Source organism: Streptosporangium oxazolinicum, assembly GCF_039537505.1.
Taxonomy (GTDB): domain Bacteria; phylum Actinomycetota; class Actinomycetes; order Streptosporangiales; family Streptosporangiaceae; genus Streptosporangium; species Streptosporangium oxazolinicum.
Window position 1 is genome coordinate 1 of sequence record NZ_BAABAQ010000003.1, and the last position, 19,182, is coordinate 19,182.

20 protein-coding genes are annotated in these 19,182 nt (G+C 66.1%); 19 read left to right on the top strand and 1 reads right to left on the bottom strand.

Annotation, left to right across the window (positions count from 1 at the left end; genetic code table 11):
* On the top strand, positions 1–416 hold a 416-nt coding region (locus ABD817_RS09590), incomplete at its 5' end, for a phage terminase small subunit (protein ID WP_344917293.1).
* Positions 417–425: 9 nt separating this feature from the next.
* Here ABD817_RS09590 and ABD817_RS09595 read toward each other — a convergent pair.
* Positions 426–794, bottom strand: a complete 369-nt coding sequence (locus tag ABD817_RS09595) for a hypothetical protein (protein WP_344917296.1) — start codon at positions 792–794, stop codon at positions 426–428.
* 275 nt (positions 795–1,069) lie between these two features.
* Here ABD817_RS09595 and ABD817_RS09600 point away from each other — a divergent pair, with 275 nt between their 5' ends.
* The 18 genes from ABD817_RS09600 (at position 1,070) to ABD817_RS09685 (ending at position 19,125) form a co-directional block, all read left to right on the top strand.
* Positions 1,070–2,491, top strand: coding sequence for a terminase TerL endonuclease subunit (locus ABD817_RS09600; RefSeq protein ID WP_344917298.1), 1,422 nt, complete (start codon positions 1,070–1,072; stop codon positions 2,489–2,491).
* Between the two features lie 73 nt (positions 2,492–2,564).
* Positions 2,565–4,010 (top strand): phage portal protein, encoded by a 1,446-nt coding sequence (locus ABD817_RS09605; RefSeq protein WP_344917301.1) that lies wholly within the window; start codon positions 2,565–2,567, stop codon positions 4,008–4,010.
* A gap of 75 nt (positions 4,011–4,085) precedes the next feature.
* Positions 4,086–4,664, top strand: a complete 579-nt coding sequence (locus ABD817_RS09610; RefSeq protein WP_344917304.1) for a hypothetical protein — start codon at positions 4,086–4,088, stop codon at positions 4,662–4,664.
* Positions 4,665–4,739: 75 nt separating this feature from the next.
* Positions 4,740–5,756: a hypothetical protein gene (locus tag ABD817_RS09615; protein WP_344917306.1), complete on the top strand. Its 1,017-nt coding sequence runs from the start codon at positions 4,740–4,742 to the stop codon at positions 5,754–5,756.
* Positions 5,757–5,826: 70 nt separating this feature from the next.
* Complete coding sequence (locus tag ABD817_RS09620) at positions 5,827–6,198, top strand: hypothetical protein (protein ID WP_344917308.1); 372 nt, start codon at positions 5,827–5,829, stop codon at positions 6,196–6,198.
* Positions 6,195–6,563 (top strand): hypothetical protein, encoded by a 369-nt coding sequence (locus tag ABD817_RS09625; RefSeq protein WP_344917310.1) that lies wholly within the window; start codon positions 6,195–6,197, stop codon positions 6,561–6,563. The genes ABD817_RS09620 and ABD817_RS09625 overlap by 4 nt, the downstream gene beginning before the upstream one ends.
* Positions 6,560–6,853 carry a DUF5403 family protein gene (locus ABD817_RS09630; RefSeq protein ID WP_344917312.1) on the top strand — a complete coding sequence of 98 codons (294 nt, stop codon included), beginning with the start codon at positions 6,560–6,562 and terminating at the stop codon, positions 6,851–6,853. Before ABD817_RS09625 ends, ABD817_RS09630 begins: the two co-directional genes overlap by 4 nt.
* Positions 6,853–7,284, top strand: a complete 432-nt coding sequence (locus ABD817_RS09635; protein WP_344917314.1) for a hypothetical protein — start codon at positions 6,853–6,855, stop codon at positions 7,282–7,284. Before ABD817_RS09630 ends, ABD817_RS09635 begins: the two co-directional genes overlap by 1 nt.
* A gap of 49 nt (positions 7,285–7,333) precedes the next feature.
* Positions 7,334–8,182, top strand: coding sequence for a phage tail tube protein (locus ABD817_RS09640; protein ID WP_344917316.1), 849 nt, complete (start codon positions 7,334–7,336; stop codon positions 8,180–8,182).
* Positions 8,183–8,309: 127 nt separating this feature from the next.
* Complete coding sequence (locus tag ABD817_RS09645; RefSeq protein ID WP_344917318.1) at positions 8,310–8,660, top strand: hypothetical protein; 351 nt, start codon at positions 8,310–8,312, stop codon at positions 8,658–8,660.
* Between the two features lie 460 nt (positions 8,661–9,120).
* Entirely contained in the window at positions 9,121–12,324 is a 3,204-nt protein-coding gene (locus tag ABD817_RS09650) for a hypothetical protein (protein ID WP_344917320.1), read from the top strand.
* Between the two features lie 78 nt (positions 12,325–12,402).
* Complete coding sequence (locus ABD817_RS09655) at positions 12,403–13,482, top strand: hypothetical protein (protein WP_344917322.1); 1,080 nt, start codon at positions 12,403–12,405, stop codon at positions 13,480–13,482.
* Complete coding sequence (locus tag ABD817_RS09660) at positions 13,482–15,029, top strand: Gp37-like protein (RefSeq protein WP_344917324.1); 1,548 nt, start codon at positions 13,482–13,484, stop codon at positions 15,027–15,029. The genes ABD817_RS09655 and ABD817_RS09660 overlap by 1 nt, the downstream gene beginning before the upstream one ends.
* 3 nt (positions 15,030–15,032) lie before the next feature.
* Complete coding sequence (locus ABD817_RS09665) at positions 15,033–16,349, top strand: hypothetical protein (protein ID WP_344917326.1); 1,317 nt, start codon at positions 15,033–15,035, stop codon at positions 16,347–16,349.
* Positions 16,350–16,376: 27 nt separating this feature from the next.
* A complete protein-coding gene (locus ABD817_RS09670) occupies positions 16,377–17,438 on the top strand; it encodes a hypothetical protein (RefSeq protein WP_344917328.1) in 1,062 nt (353 codons plus the stop codon).
* A 14-nt stretch (positions 17,439–17,452) separates the two neighbouring features.
* Positions 17,453–17,701, top strand: coding sequence for a hypothetical protein (locus ABD817_RS09675; RefSeq protein ID WP_344917330.1), 249 nt, complete (start codon positions 17,453–17,455; stop codon positions 17,699–17,701).
* 147 nt (positions 17,702–17,848) lie between these two features.
* Positions 17,849–18,574, top strand: coding sequence for a CHAP domain-containing protein (locus ABD817_RS09680; protein ID WP_344917332.1), 726 nt, complete (start codon positions 17,849–17,851; stop codon positions 18,572–18,574).
* Positions 18,574–19,125 (top strand): hypothetical protein, encoded by a 552-nt coding sequence (locus ABD817_RS09685; RefSeq protein WP_344917334.1) that lies wholly within the window; start codon positions 18,574–18,576, stop codon positions 19,123–19,125. The genes ABD817_RS09680 and ABD817_RS09685 overlap by 1 nt, the downstream gene beginning before the upstream one ends.
* Positions 19,126–19,182: the final 57 nt, after the last annotated feature.

Here is a 19,182-nt window from a genome sequence, read left to right on the forward strand (position 1 = left end):
GAGGGCCTGCCCCGAAGGAAAACGCCGTCAGGCGCAACACGGTGGACCTGAGCCACCTGGAAGGCGACGAGGACGTCCCCGACAAGCTGAGGAAGCTGTTCAAGCGAGATGGCTACTGCATCGCCACGCAGCGCTGGTGGGACACCTGGGCGGCCTCTGAGCAGTCCGAGGCGTTCCGTGCCACCGACTGGATGCGTCTCCAGATGCTCGCCCCCTTGGTCGAGGCGTACTTCCGCAGGCCCGGACACAACGCGTTGGCCGAAATCCGGCAAAACGAGAGCCTCCTGGGCGCCACGGTCACCGACCGCATGCGCCTGCGGATGAACAAGATCGAGAAGAAGCCCGACGACAAGCCCGGCACGTTTCCCGAGAACGTCGCCGACTTCGAGCTGTACAGGTCGCTCGGAGGCGCGTGACCAGAGAGGTCAGCGGCCGGGATGTTTGTCGGCGTAGTGCGTAATGAACTCTCGCTCCGTCCGGACGAGCAAAGCATTGGTTCGAGCTTCGCCCTCCACCGCGAGCTGTTCGATCAAGTCCTGGGCGGTGAAATCGGCCGACAGCATGACCCGTCCGGGCGACTGGCTGTCCATCTGCTCGTCGTAGTACCAGGGGCAGATCGGACAGCGGAATCGTAGAACCCCGTCGCCCAAGTTCTCCGGTTCCGGAATGACGCTCGGCGGCGGAGGCGGCTTTCGCAAGTCCTCCCGGTAAGCGCGCAGCGCTTCGTCCGAGCTTTCACGGCCCCGACGCTCGCTGGCCGCTTCGATCTTGGCCCATATCTCGTCGTAGTCCATCGGGCTCCCTCCACATCTTCATTGTCGCCTGCTTGAAGGCCCCATGCCTGGAAGCGACCTGAGCACCCGTTGGGAGGTGACCCACACTCCATGCAAAGTGGCAACGTTCCCGAAGGTGTCCCCCACCCGACGCGCAGCCTGGGCTACCAGATCTTGCGCTGGGGCGAGAAGTATCTCGTCCAGCCGGACGGCGAGCACGCCGGTGAACCCTGGCAGTTCACCACCGAACAGAAGATCTTCCTTTTGTGGCTGTACGCCATAGATGAACGAGGTAAGTGGCTGTACGACACAGCCTGCCTTCGCCGCAGCAAGGGGTGGTTACCAGGGGAAAAACCCCTGTCCTGGCAGCGCTCGCGATCGTTGAGTTCATCGGCCCCTGCCGGTTCTCCCACTTTGACGAGAACGGTTATCCGGTCGGCAAGGCGGTTCGTCTGCCGCTGATCCAGATCGCCGCGACCAGCATCGACCAGACGGCAAACACCCGAGACATGATCCGCGGGATGCTCTCCAACTCCCCCGCCGAGGTCGAGTACGACCTGGAAATCGGCAAGGAGAGGGTGCAGTTTCGCAGCGGGCGCCCTGGCCGCATTGAGCCCGTCACCAGCTCCAGCCGGGGTCTGGAGGGCGCAAGGCCGACGTTCTGCCTTGGCGACGAGACGCACCACTGGGTTCCCTCCAACGGCGGAGTCTCCGTGTTCGAGGTGCTCGACCGCAACGTGCGAAAGACCGCTGGCGCGGGCTCGCGCTTCGTCGAATCCACCAACGCGCACAATCCGAACGAGGACTCGGTAGCGCAGCGCACCTACGAGGCGTACCTGAAGCGGCCCAACGGGCGGCTGCTGTACGACTGCGTGGAGGCTGACTCCGACGAGATCGACCTCAAGGACCTCGGGGCCGTTGAGCTGGGTCTACGGCAGGCGTACGGCGACTCGCGGTGGGTGGACATCCCAGGGCTCCTGGAAGCGATCCAGGACCCGCGTACGACTCAGGCACAGGCGTACAGGTTCTATCTCAACAAGATCCAAGAATCATCCGACGCCTGGATGGCCAAGCCCGTCTATGACGGCCTGCTGTCCAACGTCGACCCGATCAAGCCCGGCGATCAGATCAGCATCGGCTTCGATGGGAGCCTCTACAGCGACTCCACGGCGATCGTGGGCTGCCGCTTGCGGGATGGCAAGTTGTTCCTGATCCACCTGGATGAGCAGCCGGACCCGAAGTTCTCCAAGAGCGCGGCCGACTGGCAGGTGGACACCCTGCTCGTGGATCGCAAGATGCGCGAGGCGTTCGCCACCTACCGCGTGATGTGGATCTTCGCCGACCCCAGCTACTGGCAGAACGTGGTCGGGACCTGGGCCTTGGACTTCAAGGAGAAGGACCCCGAGGGACGAGACATCGTCTTCGAGTTCTCCCCGCAGCGCGCTACTCAGATGACGAAGGCCATCGAGCGCATGCACACCGCAGCGCATCTGGCCGAGGACATCTGCCACGACGGCAACCCCGACCTGGCCCGCCATGTGGCCAACGCGGTGACCTACGAGGTCCCCCAAGGGACCTTGATCCGCAAGGAATCCAAGCGGTCCAAGAAGCGGATCGACGCCGCCATCGCGGCGGTCTTGGCCTATGAGGCCCGCGCTGAAGCCATTGCTGACGGCCGCATGAAGGTCCGGCGTAGAGCCCGGCTCCGCACTTACTAGCACAGCACCACGAAGGCCCCCGCGTGTGTGTCGGGCACCTTTTCGTGCCTGATCCACATGGAGGTTTGGCCTGTTGGCTGTTTTCGCAAAGCCACAGACACCGGTCGAATGGATACGTCACCTTGAAGGACAGCTTGCTGTCCAGCAGGCACGGGTCTCCAAGCCGACGCACTACTACGACTCCGATGTCCTGGGGTCCAGCCTGACCTACGCCCAGGAGAAGTTCCGCGAGATCTTCGGGGACACGTTCGTGGGTTGGAGGGACAACTTCGTCCCTCTGATCGTGGACAGCATCAGTGAGCGCTTGAGCGTTCAGGGCTTCCGCTTCGGAGGCCCTGAGGAGCAGGCGGACAAGGATGCGCAGCTGATCTGGCAGCGCAACTGCTTGGACGCCGACAGCAGCTCGGCGCACATCAACGCGCTGGTCCAAGGCTCGTCGTACATCACGGTGTGGGCCAACCAGGACCGCGAGCCGCAGATCACCCCGGAGTCCGCGGACGAGGTCGTCGTCCAGTACCGGGCGGGCAGTCGCCGCGAACTGGAAGTGGCCTACAAGCAGTACTCCGACGACTGGGGTACCGAGTTCTGCACCCTGTGGACGCCCAACTTTGCCTACACCTCCACTAAGGGACTCCGTGGTTGGAACGATCCAGTTACCAAGAAGAACCCGCTGAAGGTCGTCCCGGTCGTTCCACTGAACAACCGCTCCCGGCTCAAGTTGCTGCCGTACAGCGAGATCAGCGGTGTGATCCCGATCGCGGACGCCATCAACAAGGTGTCCATGGACGCGCTCACGGCCTCGGAGTTCGCCGCTTACCCCCAGAGGGTATTGAGCGGGATCGAGCCTTACGAGAACGAAGACGATGAACGCCGGGCGATGATGAAGGCGTACATCGACCGCATCATCACCCTGGACAGCCCGGACGCGCGCTGGGGGCAGTTCGACCCCGCCGACCTGAGTAACTACGTCCGGCTGATCGACATGCTGGTTCAGCACATGGCCAGTCAGAGCCGTGTGCCCTTCCACTACTTCTTGCTGAACGGCGGGGTCGCTCCCAGTGGCGAGAGCATCACAGCTGCCGAAGCCGGGTTGGTGGCCAAGGCGCGCGAGCGGATGTTGCACTTCGGCGAAAGCTGGGAGCGCGTGATGCGGCTGGCGTTCAAGGTCAAGAACGACCCCCGCGCGAAGGCGTTCGACTGCGAGACCATCTGGGCCGATCCCGAGCACCGCAACAAGGCGGCCCTGGCCGACTCGTTGGTCAAGCTCAAGGAGATCGGGGTCCCCGATGAGGTGCTTCAGGAGAAGTACGGCTTCACCCCCACCGAGATCAAGCGCAACCTCACGCTGATCAAGGCACAGCGTGAACGAGAAGCCGAGCAGGCCATCAAGCAGCAGACGGCTCTTGCTCAGGTCGCCGCCCCGGCTGGAGCCAGCACACCTGGCCAGCCGCAGAAGACTTCGCCCCCATCGAAGGACGCGAGCGTCGAGCGCCAGAAGGCCCGGCAGAAGGCTGCCTGACCCGGCGTGTGTCCGGCCCTGCCCGCACGGGCGGGGCCTTTCTTATGCCATCCGCACGGATACGGAGACACCACATTGAGCACCCCGCAGAGCACCGAGACCCCGCCATCTGTCGATGAGCTACTGAACCGCATCGCTCAGCTGGAGGATTCCGAGGCGAAGCTGAGAACCGAATCCCGCAAGTGGGAGGAGCGGTCGAAGACCAACTACGCCAAGCTCATGGAATACGAACGCGCTCAGACGGGCGCCCCTGAGACGGCCAAGGCCGACCAGGACCAGGCGATTGCCGAGGCCGTGGACAACGCGCGCCGAGCGCTGCTGGGTGAGTTCGGGCCGAAGCTGGCCACCGCGGCCTTCGAGACCGCCGCCGCCAAGGCCGGTCTGGATACCGCTGATCTGCTGGACGTTCTGGATGTCTCCAAGTTCCTCGCAGAGGACGGTTCGCCCGACTCCGAGGCCATCTCACAGAAGGTTTCGGCTCTCGCCTCCAAGTGGTCGCAGCCCGAGTACGCCCAAGATCTCGGCATCGGCCCGCAGGGTTCTGGCACTGCCGGCCAGCTCACCCGCGAGGCGCTTTCCCGCATGTCGCCCCGCGAGATCAACCAGGCCCATGAAGACGGCCGCCTGGATGCGCTGATGAGCGGCGAGATCTAACACCCCCTGCATCAACCAGGCCCTCGGCACCACGCCGGGGGCCTTTTGCATGCCCCATAACTAAGGACCCCCACCTTGCACAACAGCACGTTCGCGAATGGCACCTACAAGGACACCGGCGCGCGGCTGACCACCGGCACCAGCAACGTCTTCATCCCCGAGGTGTGGACCGCGAAGCTTTTGACCAACACCGAAGACCAGCTCGTGCTGGGAAGCCTGCTCGGCACGAACACCTACGAGGGCGAGTTCCGGCGCGAGGGGGATGTGCTTCGCATCCCGCACTTCCGTGACACCGTCCAGGACAAGGGCTTGGTGAGGGCGTACGGCTCCATCGGCTCGGCGGACCGCGCCGAGCTGGAGTACATCAAGATGCAGGTCGCGAAGGGCGCCTCCTGGCACTTCGAGGTCGACAACCTTCACCAGCTCCAGACCAAGCAGGGCATCAACCTCATGCAGGAGCTGGTCCGCCAGCGCGCCCGCAACGCGGCGGAGACCCTGGACGCGCTGGTCGCCGAAGCCATCGTCCTGGCCTCCCAGGAGACGGCAGTGGACTCCGGCCTGGGCAAGGACGCCAACTCCGACTCCAAGGCCGAGCCGCTGCACGGTCTGGTCGAGTCCGTCGCCCTGGGCACCGGTACGCAGGCCCGCTACAACCAGATCGTCGACATGCTCTCGCTGCTGGAAGACGCCAACGCCGAGGGCGACAACTTCCTCATCATCGGCACGACCGTCAAGGCCGAGCTGCTGAAGCTCAAGGAGTTCATGGACGCCGCGCATTGGGGCGGCACTCCGATCATGGTGAAGGGCTTCATCGGCAGCATCGTCGGCGTGCCGGTCATCGTCTCCAACACGGTCGGCCCGCGCGTGACCCGTAAGGGCAAGCAGGCCCTGGTAGGCGCCTCCCACAACGCGGCTCGCGGCGTGGACATGATCCTGGGCTCTCGGGGTGCAGTGGCCGCCGTCGTGCCGCACGCCGACATGGACACCTATAAGCCGGAGGCCAAGTTCACCGACGCCGTCAAAGCGCGTGTCCACTTTGACGCCAAGGTGATCGCCCCCCACTCGCTCGTCGTTGCCCCGACCGAGCCCTGATCCCTCGTACGCCTGTGAGCCCCCGGCCTGACGCCGGGGGCTTGCCCCGTGCTGCTCGAAAGGGGGCCGCATGCTGATGACGGTCGCCGACATCGAAGCTCGCACCGCACAGGTCTTCGAGGACGAACGGCTCACCCAGGTTCAGTCAGCCATCGCCGACATCACCGCTTTGGTGGAGACGTTCCTGCGGCGCAGCTACGCAACCACCCAGGCCCCGGCCGCCGTGAAAGCGATTGCCTGCCTGGAGGTCATCAGGGCACTCAACACCGACCCCGGGGTCGCGTCCGACCGCGTCGGTGACCTGGCCACGGGCTACGCCTACGGCGGCGCCGTGGTCACCCTCTCCCCAGCGGCGAAGGAATCTCTTCGCCCGTGGCGCAGTCGCAACAGCGTGGGCTCGATCCAGATCATCAGCCACCTCGCACCGGAGTGCCCGGCATGATCCTGGACAAGGCCAACGAAGACATTAAGGTCTTTCACACCGAGTGGGTTCCTGATGGCTACGGCGGCGGAAAGAGCCCGGTGGCCACCGCGGACTTCACCGAGTTCAAGGCGTTCGTGTTGCCGACCGGCTTCGCTGGTGCTGGGTGGGCGGCAAACCAGAGGTTCGCCTCGCAGGGGTGGGCCGATACCGCCCGCATCACCCTGGTCATCAAGTGGCGGCCCGAGTTGGCCGAGCTGGACCAGTGGTCTCGCGTCGAGGCTCAGGGCCTGCTGTGGACGGTCGTCCAACAGCCGCGCCGGTGGAGCAACCGCCGAGTCAGCTACATCACGGTCCTGTGTGAGCTGCTGGGAGACCCGCCGTGAGCTACTGGGTCAACCCCGACATCGAAGAGATAGTCGCCGGTCTACCGGGCGTTCGGGCCGAGGTCATCGAGACCGCCCACCGGGGCGCGAGGCTGCTGCGCCGCAACATCAACTCGTCGACGGGTGCGATGGCGGCCAGTGTCGAGTCCGAGGCCCTGGGGGCCAAGGACGCCTGGTTCGGTCTGAACGACGAAGGCGCGATGGGCTACAACTACGGCCACCACAACACCTGGTCCGACGAACCGGTCCCCGGCAGCCACGTCATCGCCAAGACGATCGGGGGGCTGTGATGATCCCCGATCCGGAAAAGGTCATCATCGCCGCCCTCGCGCACTACATGCCGGACCTGGTCACCGATGGCGTCCCCCGCATCCACAGCCAGCCTCCCAAGGAGTGGGCGCAACAGCCCTTCCTCGTGGTGCGCGCCACAGGCGGCGGAGCGAGTAGGCACCCGCACCTGTTCGCGGTCTGCTACTTCGAGGTGGAAGCGTTCGACGCCACGCGCGGAGGCGCCTCTCAACTCGCGCGCCGAGCCGGGGCCTGCCTGTCCAAAGCCAGCCGCCAGAGCTACCGCTACGAGACCCCCGACGAGGCCGGATACCTGTTCGGCCACCGCGAGGTCAACGCGCCTTCGCGCGTCTACGACGGCCTCTCTTCCAAGCATGGCGATAGCGCCATGTTTCAGGGGACCTATCAGATCTCCGTCCGGGCGCTGCGCTAACGCTAACCCCCTTCCTTCTTTCTACCTGCCTGCACATAGGAGATTGGTAATGCCCCCGACGTACCTGACCAAGGACCCGGTCCTCGTTCCGGCGACGGGCCACGTGTTCGTCGCGAGCCCCGGCACCCCGAAGCCCGTCCTGCCGCTTGACATCCTCAACCTGCGCACCCTGCGTGAGAGCGTTGGTGTCGCCTGGGCCAGCATCGGCAACACGAGTCTTGAGAACGGCATCGCTCACGACTCCGAGGGCGACGAGCCGGAGGTACTGGGGACCTGGCAGAAGCCGGCACTTCGTACGACCAGCCCGGCGAAGATTTACACGCTGACCTTGGCGTTGGCCGACTTCAACGTGGAGACCTACAAGCTCTACTACGGCGGCGGCGGCGTTGCTGCGGATGGCTCGTTCATCATCCCGTCCGTCCCTAGCGCCACCACCAAGGCCATGCTCATCGTCGCTGTCGATGGTGACCGTCACGTGGTCGAGTATTACGAGCGCGTGAGCCTCATCGGTGCTGAGGGTGTGACGTATGACCCGGCCGCGCTGAGTGAGATGCCGGTCAAGGCGACCATCCTGGGCGGCACCTCCGGCCTGGGTGAGATCTCCCCGGTCATGTGGGGCGCCGCAGTCGAGATCACTCCCCCGACCCTGACCTCCGTCAACCCGGCCACCGCTGCGCCCGGCGCCACGATCCAGCTCATCGGCACGAACCTGGACGCCCCGCTCACCGTGTGGTTCGGCGTCTACGAAGGCACCGGGGCGGTCACCACCCCGACCGGTACCCAGGTCACCGTCACCGTCCCGACACCGATCGAGTCCGGCGACCTGCCGGTGGATCTGCGGGTCGAGACGAACTTCGGCGAGACCGCGTCGAAGCCGTTCACCATCGACCAGTCCTGATCATCCTGCCTTTCTCATGCCTTTATATATGAGTCTGGTAACTAAGACCCCCGTTGAGAGCGCTCGGGAATGGCGCTCTCGGCGGGATTTTCCATTCCCACGTTCCCGCTGCTGTGAAGGAATCCCCATGGCTGTTTTGAAGTACGAAGACCTGGTCAACGACGTCAAGCGCGCGCTGGCCGAAAAGGGCCTTGAGTTCCACGCCAAGGACGGCGAGACCGTCACCCTTCGCCCGGTCCTGCTCCTCGGCAAGGAGGAGCTCAAGGTCGTCACCACCCTGCTTGGCGTGGTCGGCGATGAGGGCGCGGACACCTTTGTTCGCATCGAGGCGATGGACGCGATGCTCCTGGCTTCTGCCGACAAGAAGCAGTCCCTGAAGGACTCCCTGGACGACCTTCCGCCGCAGATCCGCACCCGCGTTTTCGACGCCTGGATGAAGGCTGGTAACGGAGACGCTCTGGGGGAAGCCTCAGCCTGATCGAGCTCATCGACCAGTACGGGGATGAGCTGGCCGCCGACTTTCAGCGGATCTACCACACTGATATCCGCGACATTCCGCGCGGCCGACTCTCTCCCAAGCTGGCGCTGGCGTGGATCAGGCAGCTCCCCATCGACTCGGCCTACGTCACAGCGGTCCGCGGTGGCCATCAGTACGCGGGGTGGGACCGGCAGACGTTCGTGCTGGCTGACCTCTACGACGCCGTCAACGCCTTGATCTATCTCTTCCAGCTGTCGAACTCCGACAAGCCGAAGAAGGTCGAGCCCTTCCCCGCCTACCCCCGCCCCGGCGCTCCGGCTGCGGCTCAGGCCCCCAAGAAGCCCACCCCATTGCTTGCCCGCCTGCGGGGTGAGGACGCCCCTGCGCCTGTGATCGGGCCTGGCCAGCGGAAGGTCCCCCTTCCTCCGTCTCCCCCTTAGGGGGCGGACCGGAGGAATCCATGGCGGGAAGTCCCGCTCGCAAAGAAGTCGGCCGGGTCGGCGTCAAGGTCGTCCCGGACACCAGTGACTTCAGCAACAAAATCAAGGCCGAGCTTGCCAAGTGGTCGTCCAAGACCATCGACATCGAGGTCAACGCCGACCTCGACAAGTTCGACGCCGACCTCAAGCGGGCCCTGCGCGACCGTGAGGTCCGGGTCAAGGTCACGCTCAACGCGGGGCAGGCCGATGCGTCGCTGAAGACGTTCCTGCGCGACCGCAGCGTGGACGTCAAGCTCCAGCTCGACACCGCCAACGCCAGTGCCCGCGTCGCGGAGGTCACCAAGACCGGCAGCAAGCGGGTCGACGTCAACGCCGATGTCGCGGCGGCGAAGGCGAAGATCAAGGAGGTCACCAGGCCGGAGACCAAGAAGGTCCGGGTCGAGGTTGACCGTTCGAGCCTGACGTCGCTGTCGGGCTCGCTGCGTGGGGTCGGTGGCCTCGCCCTCGGCGTCCTGGCCGGAGTCTCCGCAGCGGTCGGCCAGACCATGCAGTCCTTCGGCACGCTCGGTGAGAGCGCCCAGGGTGCCTTCTCCGGCATGACGCGGGCCGGGGGCCTGGCCAGTAACGCACTCGGCTCGGTCGGCTCCGCCGTCGCGGGCGTCGTGGCGAGCCTGGCCCAGATGGCGGGCACGGTCGTCATCGTCACCGCCGTAGTCGCCGCACTCGGCTCGATGGTCACCGCCGCTGTGTCGGCGGCCCTGGCGGTCGGCTCGGTCGTCATCGGGGTGGCCGCGCTGGCAGCCGTGCCGCTCGTCTTCGCCGCGATCGGCACGGCGATCGTCGCCACCAACGACGACCTGCGGGCCGATTTCAAGAGCCTCGGAGACACCCTCAAGCAGACCCTCGGCACCGTCGCCACGCCGATGGTCGAGGGCCTGCGCAGCTCGATGTCGCTGCTGAACGACGCGCTTCAGAAGGGGACACCCCTTTTTTTCGATCTTGTCGAAGCGTTTCGACACTCGGCAGCCGCCCTCCCCGTACTCACCCAGGGGCTGCTGTCCTTCGCCACCAACGCGCTCGGCGGGCTCAACAGTGGGCTGGCCAACCTCAGCGCCTCGGGTTTTTTCGTCGGGATCTCCGATGGCCTGTCTGTTTTGGGCTCCGCGTTTGGAACGTTCCAATTCCACTTGTCGGTATGGGCTTCCGCCCTCTCCGCAGGTTTCCAGGCGATCACGGCCGCAGCCCTCCGGCTAGCCCCCTCGGTCGCCACCCTCATGGGGTCTTTTGCGTCTTTTTCCCCTGGCGTCATCGACAGCCTCGCATCAGGTTTTCAGCGGCTTTTCGATGCCTTCTCCCGCAACAGCGCCGTCTACGGCCGGGCAGCTCAGGCGTTCGCCGACTCCCTGGCGGCAATGGCACCCGCCCTGGAACAGGTAGCCGCCGCCTTCGCCCGGATGGCGCCCGAGGTGCTGGCCACCCTCGCCGTCGCGGTCAGTGCGCTGGCCTCCCAGCTCTCTGACTCAGCGGCCATCGACGGCATCACCAACCTCACCACGGCGTTGATCAATTTCGCCTCGTCGGCGGCCTCGGCCGCCTTGTCCATGGCCGACTACATGGGCGACGCGGCGGAGAGTACGGCAGAATTCGGCGACCTGATCTCGGGAACGCTCAAGGCCACGGCCACCGTCAGCACCGAGCACCTGCGGGGCCTGGTCACCCAGGCTGACTCCACCAAGGAAGCGGCCACCAACCTCCAGCGCCAGCTCGGACTCACCCTGTCAGCCATCGTGGGCGAGAGCGTCGGCCGGATGCGCGAGTTGAACAGCTCGTGGCAGTCGAGCATCGACGGCCTGGTGGAGACCGGCAAGACCGGCTCCGCCGAGCTCAACGCAGGTTTCCGAGAGCAGTTCACCGGCTTGATCAACACGGTCACCGCCACGGGCGGCAAGGCCGATGCAGCCTGGCAAGCCTCCATGCAAAAGCTCATCGCCACGACCGCCGCCAGCGGCGATCCGCTGGCCATGAGCATGAGCGCGAACATGCAGTCGGTGCTCACGGCGATCCAGACCAAGAGCCCCGAGGCCATCGCCCAGGTCACGAACATGCTCAAGGGGATGGAGAACCAGACCCAGGCCAGCCAGATCGCCCAGCTCATGGGCATCAAGCTGGACGAGACCAACGCTAAGATCGCCGCTGGTGTTACGGCCGCTCAGTCGAACTTCGCCAAGCTTCCCCAGGTCATGCAGGAGATCATCAACTCCGCGAAGACCCCGGAGGAGATCGGGGCCAAGCTCACCGCGATGAACTCCATCATCGGGGCGAAGGCCACCGAAGGTGCGGCGGCCTTCCGGAAACTGCCCGAGGGCATGAGTCAGGCGGTGCTGTCGGAGAGCGTCTCGACCGGCATCACCTCGGTCATGAGCAAGATCACGACTGCGGTCACCACTGGGGTTGCCACCTCTAAGACCGCTTTCGCCGAGCTGCCCAAGAGCATGTCATCAGTGGTCGTCTCGGACGGCTCCATCGTCTCCGGCGTCCAGGGACAGATGACCAAGGTCACCACGGCGATCCGGACCGGGGCAACCCAGGCGACCACGGCCTTCAGGAAGCTCCCGACCGACATGGCCTCGGCGGCGCGGGCCGACAAGACCCCGGACGCGGTCAAGGCCAACATGTCCAAGGTCACCAGCAACATCAAGTCCGGAGTCACCACGTCGGTGGCTCAGTTCAAGTCGCTCGCGTCACAGGCTGCATCGGCCGGCAAGCTCTCCGGGTTCGTCTCGGCCGTCCAGGGCGCGATGAACTCGGCCAAGACGGCGGTCTCCTCCGCCGTCTCCACGATGATCGCCTCGCTCAACAGCCTGAACCGCACCTTCAAGGGCCCGACCGTCTCAGCTCCCACGGTGCAGGGCGGCGGGGCGGCCCCGGCCAGCCTGGTCGCTCCGCAGTCCATGAAGATGGCGCCGATGGTGATGATGTCGCTGATGGCCGTCGAGGACGTCACCCCGATGGCGGCAAGCATGTCCGCTGTGTCCGCCGTCACCGAACTGGCGCAGGGCGTCACCACCTACGCCCGCCAGCTCAAGGCCAGGAACGAGGCGCCCGAGGGACGCCAGCCGACCGTGCAGAAGATCTATAACTTCACCATCAACGCCGCCCCGAACATCCCCACCGAAGAGCAGCTCCGCAAGCAGCTCTCCTACGCCGACACCCTCTACGAGTAACCCCCGCTCCCCCGCACTGGGGCCCCGGCCACACCCTCCCGGCCGGGGCCTCTCTTTTCGCTGCCTTCAGGAGGCTCCGTGCTGTTCAAGCCCACTGTCGTGCAGTTGCTGGGAGTCGATGGCCAGCTCTACACCCTGACCGAGGAGACCTCCACCGGCGCGGCCATCATGCTGCGGCGCGGAGCCAAGGGGCTGGACGCCCCCAGGTGGGACGTCAAGGCGGACGAGTATCCCGCCATCGACGGAGGGTTCGTTCGTTCCGCCCGAGCGGGCATCCGGGAGATCTTCCTACCTCTGACCATTGCCGGAACCACGCGCCCGGAGATGGTGGCGCTCAGGCGCCGCTTCGTCAACAGCCTCAACCCCGCCCGAGGTCTGGTCACCCTCCAGACGACCGAGTACCAGATCCCCGACGACCTCGGTGACGCGGCGACCTTGGACGACATGATCGCCGAGCCGCCTCGCGCGATCTCGTGCTTCTACGCCGGAGGGATGGAGGGGGGCGAGGGAAGCGAGGACGGGGTCCACTGGGCCCGCTACGGCCTCATCCTGCGCTGCACCAGCCCCTACTTCTTCGGCCTGTCTCGCATCCGTGCCAGCTTCCAGGTCTATGACCAGTTGCGGGCCTTCATGGGCGATGCCCCCGCCGCTGACCCGTTCGTGTCGGTGGACGGCGCCACCCCCGGCGCGGGCCTTCAGCTGTCCACCAACCCGATCTGGGCGGATGAGATCAGCCTGTTCAACCCCGGTGGCATCGGCACCCAGCCGCGCTGGGAAATCCGCGGGCCCTTCAACTCTCGTCTGCGGCTGCTGCTGCTGGACGACGAAGGAGCGACTCTCAAGGAGCTGCGCTTCTCCGATGCGTTCCCCGTGCTCACCTCTGAGGTGCTCGTTATCGAGACCGTCAAGGGATCGCAGAGCATCCGCGTCTACCCCGAGGTCAGCCCGAGCGGGAACTACTCCCCCACCGCAGGCAAGTCCGTCTACTGGGCCTTCGACACCGCCTCGTCGCTGTGGGCGATCCCACCCGGCACCAACCGGGTGGCTCTGTCCATCGACAAGCCCACCGGCATGACCCCCGCCCAGGAGACCGCCTGGCGAGCGGCCAACAGCCCCCGCGCCTATGTCTCCTACCTGCCTGCCTACCTGGGAATCTGATGCGTAACTTCCGAATCGCCATCCGGGAGTCCTTGTTTCCCCGCAGTGTTGCGGAGGGCGGCGAGGGCCTGCCCCCGCTGTCCACCGTCGGCGAGATCGACGCCTACACCGACTTCGCCGCCATCCTGCGCCACAACGCAGTCGGCACCTGGACCCTCACCACCCCGGCCGGACACCCCCAAGCCAAGATGCTCACCCCTGGCCGGGGCATCATCGTCCGCCAGGAAGACGACAGTGAGCCTCTCTTCAGCGGCCCCATCCGCCAGATCGAGGAGCGCTGGGATGAGGAGAACTCCGGAGAGGGCTCCATCGTGGTGTCCGGAGTGGATGACAACTACTTGATGGCCGAGCGCCTCGCCTGGACCAACCCGGCCGCTGACATCCACCTGGCCTCAGCCGTTCAGTACTGGCAGGCCAACCCGTCTTGGCCCCATGTTGCCGAGCTGCTGCGCCAGCTGTTCCTGGCCAACACCCAGGGCCTGGCGGTGCGCAGGCTGGACCGGCTGTTCATCCCGACTGCCGACTCGACCACGAACTTCCTCCGCGACGACTCCGCGCGAGCGGCCCGGCTGCGCTTCGACCAGGCCGACCAGCTCACCTCGATGCTGAGCGCCGTCTACGGCTTCCGGATCAGGTTCGTCTGGCACCCCAACCCCTCCGAGGTCGCCAGCAACGGCGACCCGAACGCATCAGGCCCCGGCATCCTGCTCAAGCTGGAGCCGATCGCCAACCTCACCGGTGAGGTGCGCTTCGGCGCGGAGCTGGGCAACCTTCGCGGCCTGCACTACACGCTGCGCGCCCCCGAGGCCACCCGCCTGGTGGTGGCCACCCAGAACAGGACCTGGCGCGAGCTGGAGCGCACACCCACCTACACCACCGCAGGAGCCGTAGACGGCTACACCGAGAACTGGGTGGACAGGTCCGGCCCCGAGCGCTGGTACGGCTACTTCACCAACGACCAGTACGACCCCGACTGGTGGGGCGATGCGGCCGAAACGCCGGCTGATCGTCAGCACACGCTGGCGTGGGCGGCCCAGGGCTTCTCCGCCACCGAAACCGAGTGGGGCGTTACCGCTGAGCGGCTGCGCGACCGCCGTGACATCGGCTGGCAGTGGCTCCAAGACCCCGGCAAGCAGGCCGGTTGGGCGATGGACCCGCCCGTCTGGTCGGCCCAGTATCGCGCCATTCAAGACGAGGTCGAGGCTTTCAACCTCGATCAGGGTCCGCAGGCGTCTATCCGTATCGACCCGATCGAGACCAACAGCGTGATGTTCGGCCGGGCCTACGGCCTGGGCGATGTCGTCCGCGTCGAGCTCAAGTCCGGCACCCGAGACGAGATGGTGCGCGAGGTGCGGCTGACCTCCAACGTCGAGGACGGCCCGAGGGTGGTCCCGACCATCGGCACCTACGGCTCCGGTGAGACCCCTTACCTGTACGCATCCATCCGGGCTCTGTGGGCCCGCGTCACCGGTGTGGAATCTCGCGAGCAGCTCCACGAGCTGGACGAGGTCGCGGGCGTGGACTTCACCATCAGGAAGGCGGCGTAACCCGTGGCGTTCAACAACGTAGCGATCGACCAGGACCCCGGCACCTTCTGCCTGGTGTACACCTCGGGCGGCGCCCAGGTGCCGCTACCTAACCGGGTCCACCAGGTGAACTTCACCTGCACCGTGACGCACAACGTGGTCCTCCAGCTCGATGGCGCCACCATCACCTCCTCCTATCTCTACAGCGGTGGCGCGACGGTGCGCGCCATCCGCCTGCCCGTCCCGAACGACGGACGCCACCACCAGGTCAAGGTGGTGGACCGGGGAGTCAACGGCACCCCGGCCGCGCAGTCCAGCTCGATTGAAGTTTGGTCCGACTGCGCCGGGGTGGTCTCGCACGTCGTGCAGGCGGTCACGCAGAACCCGGCCACCAACGAGCAGTACGTGGACGTGACGGTCTCCAACACCGGCGTGATCCAGCAGGCGTACACCAACCGGCTGCTGCTCGACGGCGTGACGGTGGGCACGGAGATCGTGCTCAACCCCGGCCAGTCCGCCACCCGCCGCATCACCATCCCAGCCGACAGCCGACAGCACGTCATCAAGGGCGAGGTGAAGATCGGCTCGTCCTTCGCCAACGACCCGTGCCTGTGGTACGTGATCGCGGCGAACGCGCCCATCCCACCGCCGCCCGACCCCTCGGCGGGCGCCAGCGAGTTCAAGCCCGGTGAGACCGTCATCATCCAGTCGGCCACCTCCAGCTCCCCGCTGGCAGTCGATGGCAGCGAGTGGGTGCTGATGGAGATCAGCCCTCGCAACGCAGGCACCTGGAAGCCGGTGGGCTACGGAGGCGGGCTCATCGCCCCGCAGGAAGACGGAACCTGGTCGACCGCCATCCCCACCACGGCCGCCACCTACCCGGTGGGCTCGCAGTGGGATGTGCGCGCCCGGCGCTTTCGCAACTACCGCGAGTCCACGCCGACGCTGCACTACTTCAACATGGTGGCCGGTACCGTGCCCGACCCGCCCAACGACGGCAGCGGCAACCCGCTGCCGACCCTGACCGCTCCCACCATCACCGGCCCAACCGGACGTGACCAGGCTGGCGGAACCTGGCTGAAGATCTACGGCACCGGCACCCCCGGCGCGCGGCTGGAGTTCTCCACCGAGCGGGTCACCGCCTGGGGCCAGACCAACTACGTCCCCGAGCCGACCACGGTCGGCGCGAACGGCCGGTGGGAGACCCGCGTCTTCGGCAAGAAGCAGGTCGATCCGCACGATTACAAGGTCCTGGGATACCGGGCTCGTATCCGGCAGAACAAGCAGTTCTCCCCCTGGTCCAACCGCCTGGACGTCACCTGGCGCCATGCGTGGCGCTGACCACTACGTGAAGGATGTGTAAGAGGTATGGCGGATCTGGAGACCCCGGACCCCAACGAGCACGGATGGCCCTTCGCCACGGGTGCCGGCCGGGTCGTCACGGCCGAGAACTGGGAGACCATGGCCAGCACCTGGCAGCTCAACGGGGTGCGCGGGATGCCCGGCCCCGAGGTGCCTCTGGCAGGCAACCGCGGACTGTACGCCGTCCGATTGAGCAACACCCAGGTTGAGATCCAGCCGGGCGTAGCCCACATCGGTGGGCACTTCTATGAGCTGCGCTACCCCCGCGTCTTCGACCTGGATATCACCGGTACAGGCTTCGACGGCACCAACGTTCGGCGCGACCTGCTGACCCTGCGCCTGGACCGGGCGGAGAGCGTCTTTCGCTTCGTTCAGGTGAAGGGCGGCATCGGCGCCGGGACCATGACGCTCCCGGCCGGGGGCGATGAGCTTCCCCTGGTCCAGATCGACATCACCGGGGGGGTTGGTCTAACCGGCGACCCCGCCGACCGCCGCTGGTTCCTGTCCCGCCAGGTCCGGCCCATCAAGGGCCCCTACGGGTTCCTGCACCCCACGCCCGCCAACGGCGAGCTGGGCGTGGACTACCACAACAACTACCTGGTGGTGGGGGCCAACGGCCTGTGGGTGCCCGCCAGCCAGGTCTTCAACAACGACCCCAACCCCGCGACCCTCGACGCCATCGCGAAGGTGGCCGGGCTCATGCCCACCGCGTGGACGGATGTGACCTTCCTCCTCTCCTCGGTGACGCACGCCAACACCACCACAGCCAAGGTGCAGGTCTGCAAGGCAGGCAATGTCGTTCACATCCGGGGCGGCATGGTGGCGACCACCGCTGGCACGGCGCTTAACACAACCGTTGCCAAAACGGACGTCATCAGCATCCCCACTGGGTTCCGGCCCGACCGGGCGGTTTACCTGACCGCCGTCGCCTTCGAGTCCGACACCCCCTCCACCCCCACCCTCGCCGTGAGGATCGCCACCAGCGGAGCCTTGCAGGTCTTCACCCCGGCAACCCTGCGTTCCAACATCCTCCGAGTGGACTTCACCGGCACCTACTGCCTGAGCTGAGAGGAGACGAAGCCATGGACGACAACACGGATCACAACCTCGGTGGCGTGTTCATCAGCACAAGCCAGGTCTACAACACCCTGCTCGAAGTCAAGTACGACGTGCGAGGCATGGCCTCCAAGCTCGACAGCTCCCAAGAGAAGGTCACCGACCACGAGTCCCGTATTCGGGGCCTGGAGAAGTGGAAGTACGCCATCTCCGTCTCGGTGGTCGGCTCCCTGAGCGCGCTCGCCATCACGGTCATCAAGGTCATCAACCCCTGATCACGAAGTAAGACATCCCCCTCGGGGCCCTGCCGGAAACGGCGGGGCCCTTTGTCGTTTGGAGGACCATTGACCACCGCTGCGAAGGTCATCGCAGAGGCTAGGGCGGACCTAGGCATGCGTGAAAGCCCCGCAGGGTCCAACCTCGTGCCCATCACACGCGAGTTCGGGAAGATTCCCGGCTACCCCGGCGGCGGCTACGGCTACCCCTGGTGCGCCGCCGCGACGTCGGTGTGGTGCAAGGCGGCCGGGCTCAAGCCGAACACCGATTACCCCCACACCGCTGGCGTCCTGTCTCAGTACTCCTGGGCCAAGGCCAACAAGAGGTGGTTCACCACCCCGGCCGTGGGTGACCTCGTCGTCTACACCTCGGGCGGCGCGGCTGGCATCTACCACGTCGAGCTGGTGGAGAAGGTGACCGGCTCGACCATCACCACCATCGGCGGCAACACCTCGGGCAGCGCCGACAACGGCGTCCAGGGCAACGGCGACGGCTGCTACCGCAAGACCCTCAGCCGTTCCAACGCCCGCATCTACGGCTACGTGCGGCCCCGCTACGCGGCGGCCCCTGCCACCCCCAAGCCGCCTTCGGCTCCCGTTCCCACCACGCCCAAGCCCACCCCGAACTGGACGGAGACCCTCGTGGAAAACCTGCCGACCCTGACCAAGGGGTGCGAGAAGACCCCGGCGCTCAAGCGCCACATCAAGACCGCCTTCAAGTTGCTGGATGCCCGCGGATTCCCGGTCGGCGATCTGGTCGATGACCAGACGTTCGGCGAGCCCATGGACAAGCAGGTCCGCGCGCTTCAGAAGTTCCGTGGCCTGACCGTGGACGGCGTCATCGGCCGTGACACGTGGGTGGCTCTGCACTGATGGACCCCAACGACCTCCAGGCCCGCCTTCAGGCGCTCGCCGCCCAGCGAGCGAATTCGCCGACTTCCGCCCCAGCGCCGGTTCCAGCCCCCGTTCCGCAGCCCCGCTACCAGCCCCCAACCGAGATCCCGCAGGAGCCCGAGCCCGAGTGGCCCACGTGGGTTCCCCAGCAGCTGCTGAGTGAGGAAGTCGAGCCGCCCGTGGTCGACGCTGACCCCTTCTTCGAGCAGTACTTCACTCCGCAGGCCGACCCGCAGACCGCGATGTATGAGCCCTTCGACCAGCTCGACGACCTTCGTGACGACCAAGAGGAAGCAGGACAGGTGCAGATCACCCCCTCCGCCAACGCGGCCTACCGCGCCAAGCGAACCGCCCTTCAGGGCCTGATCGTCTCGGTGCTGGTCGCCGTGGGCGGGGTTCTCACCTCGCTCCAGCTCGACGCCGGGGTCGACTGGAAGCTCGTTGCCGTCTCGGTCGGCCAGGCCGTCCTGACCGCCCTCGTGTCGTACCTGCACAACGACAACAGCGCCGCAGCTTCCGCCTCCGAGTGACCCCGTAGCAAGAAGAAAGAAGGCCCTCGCCCCACTCGGGCGGGGGCTTTGTCATGC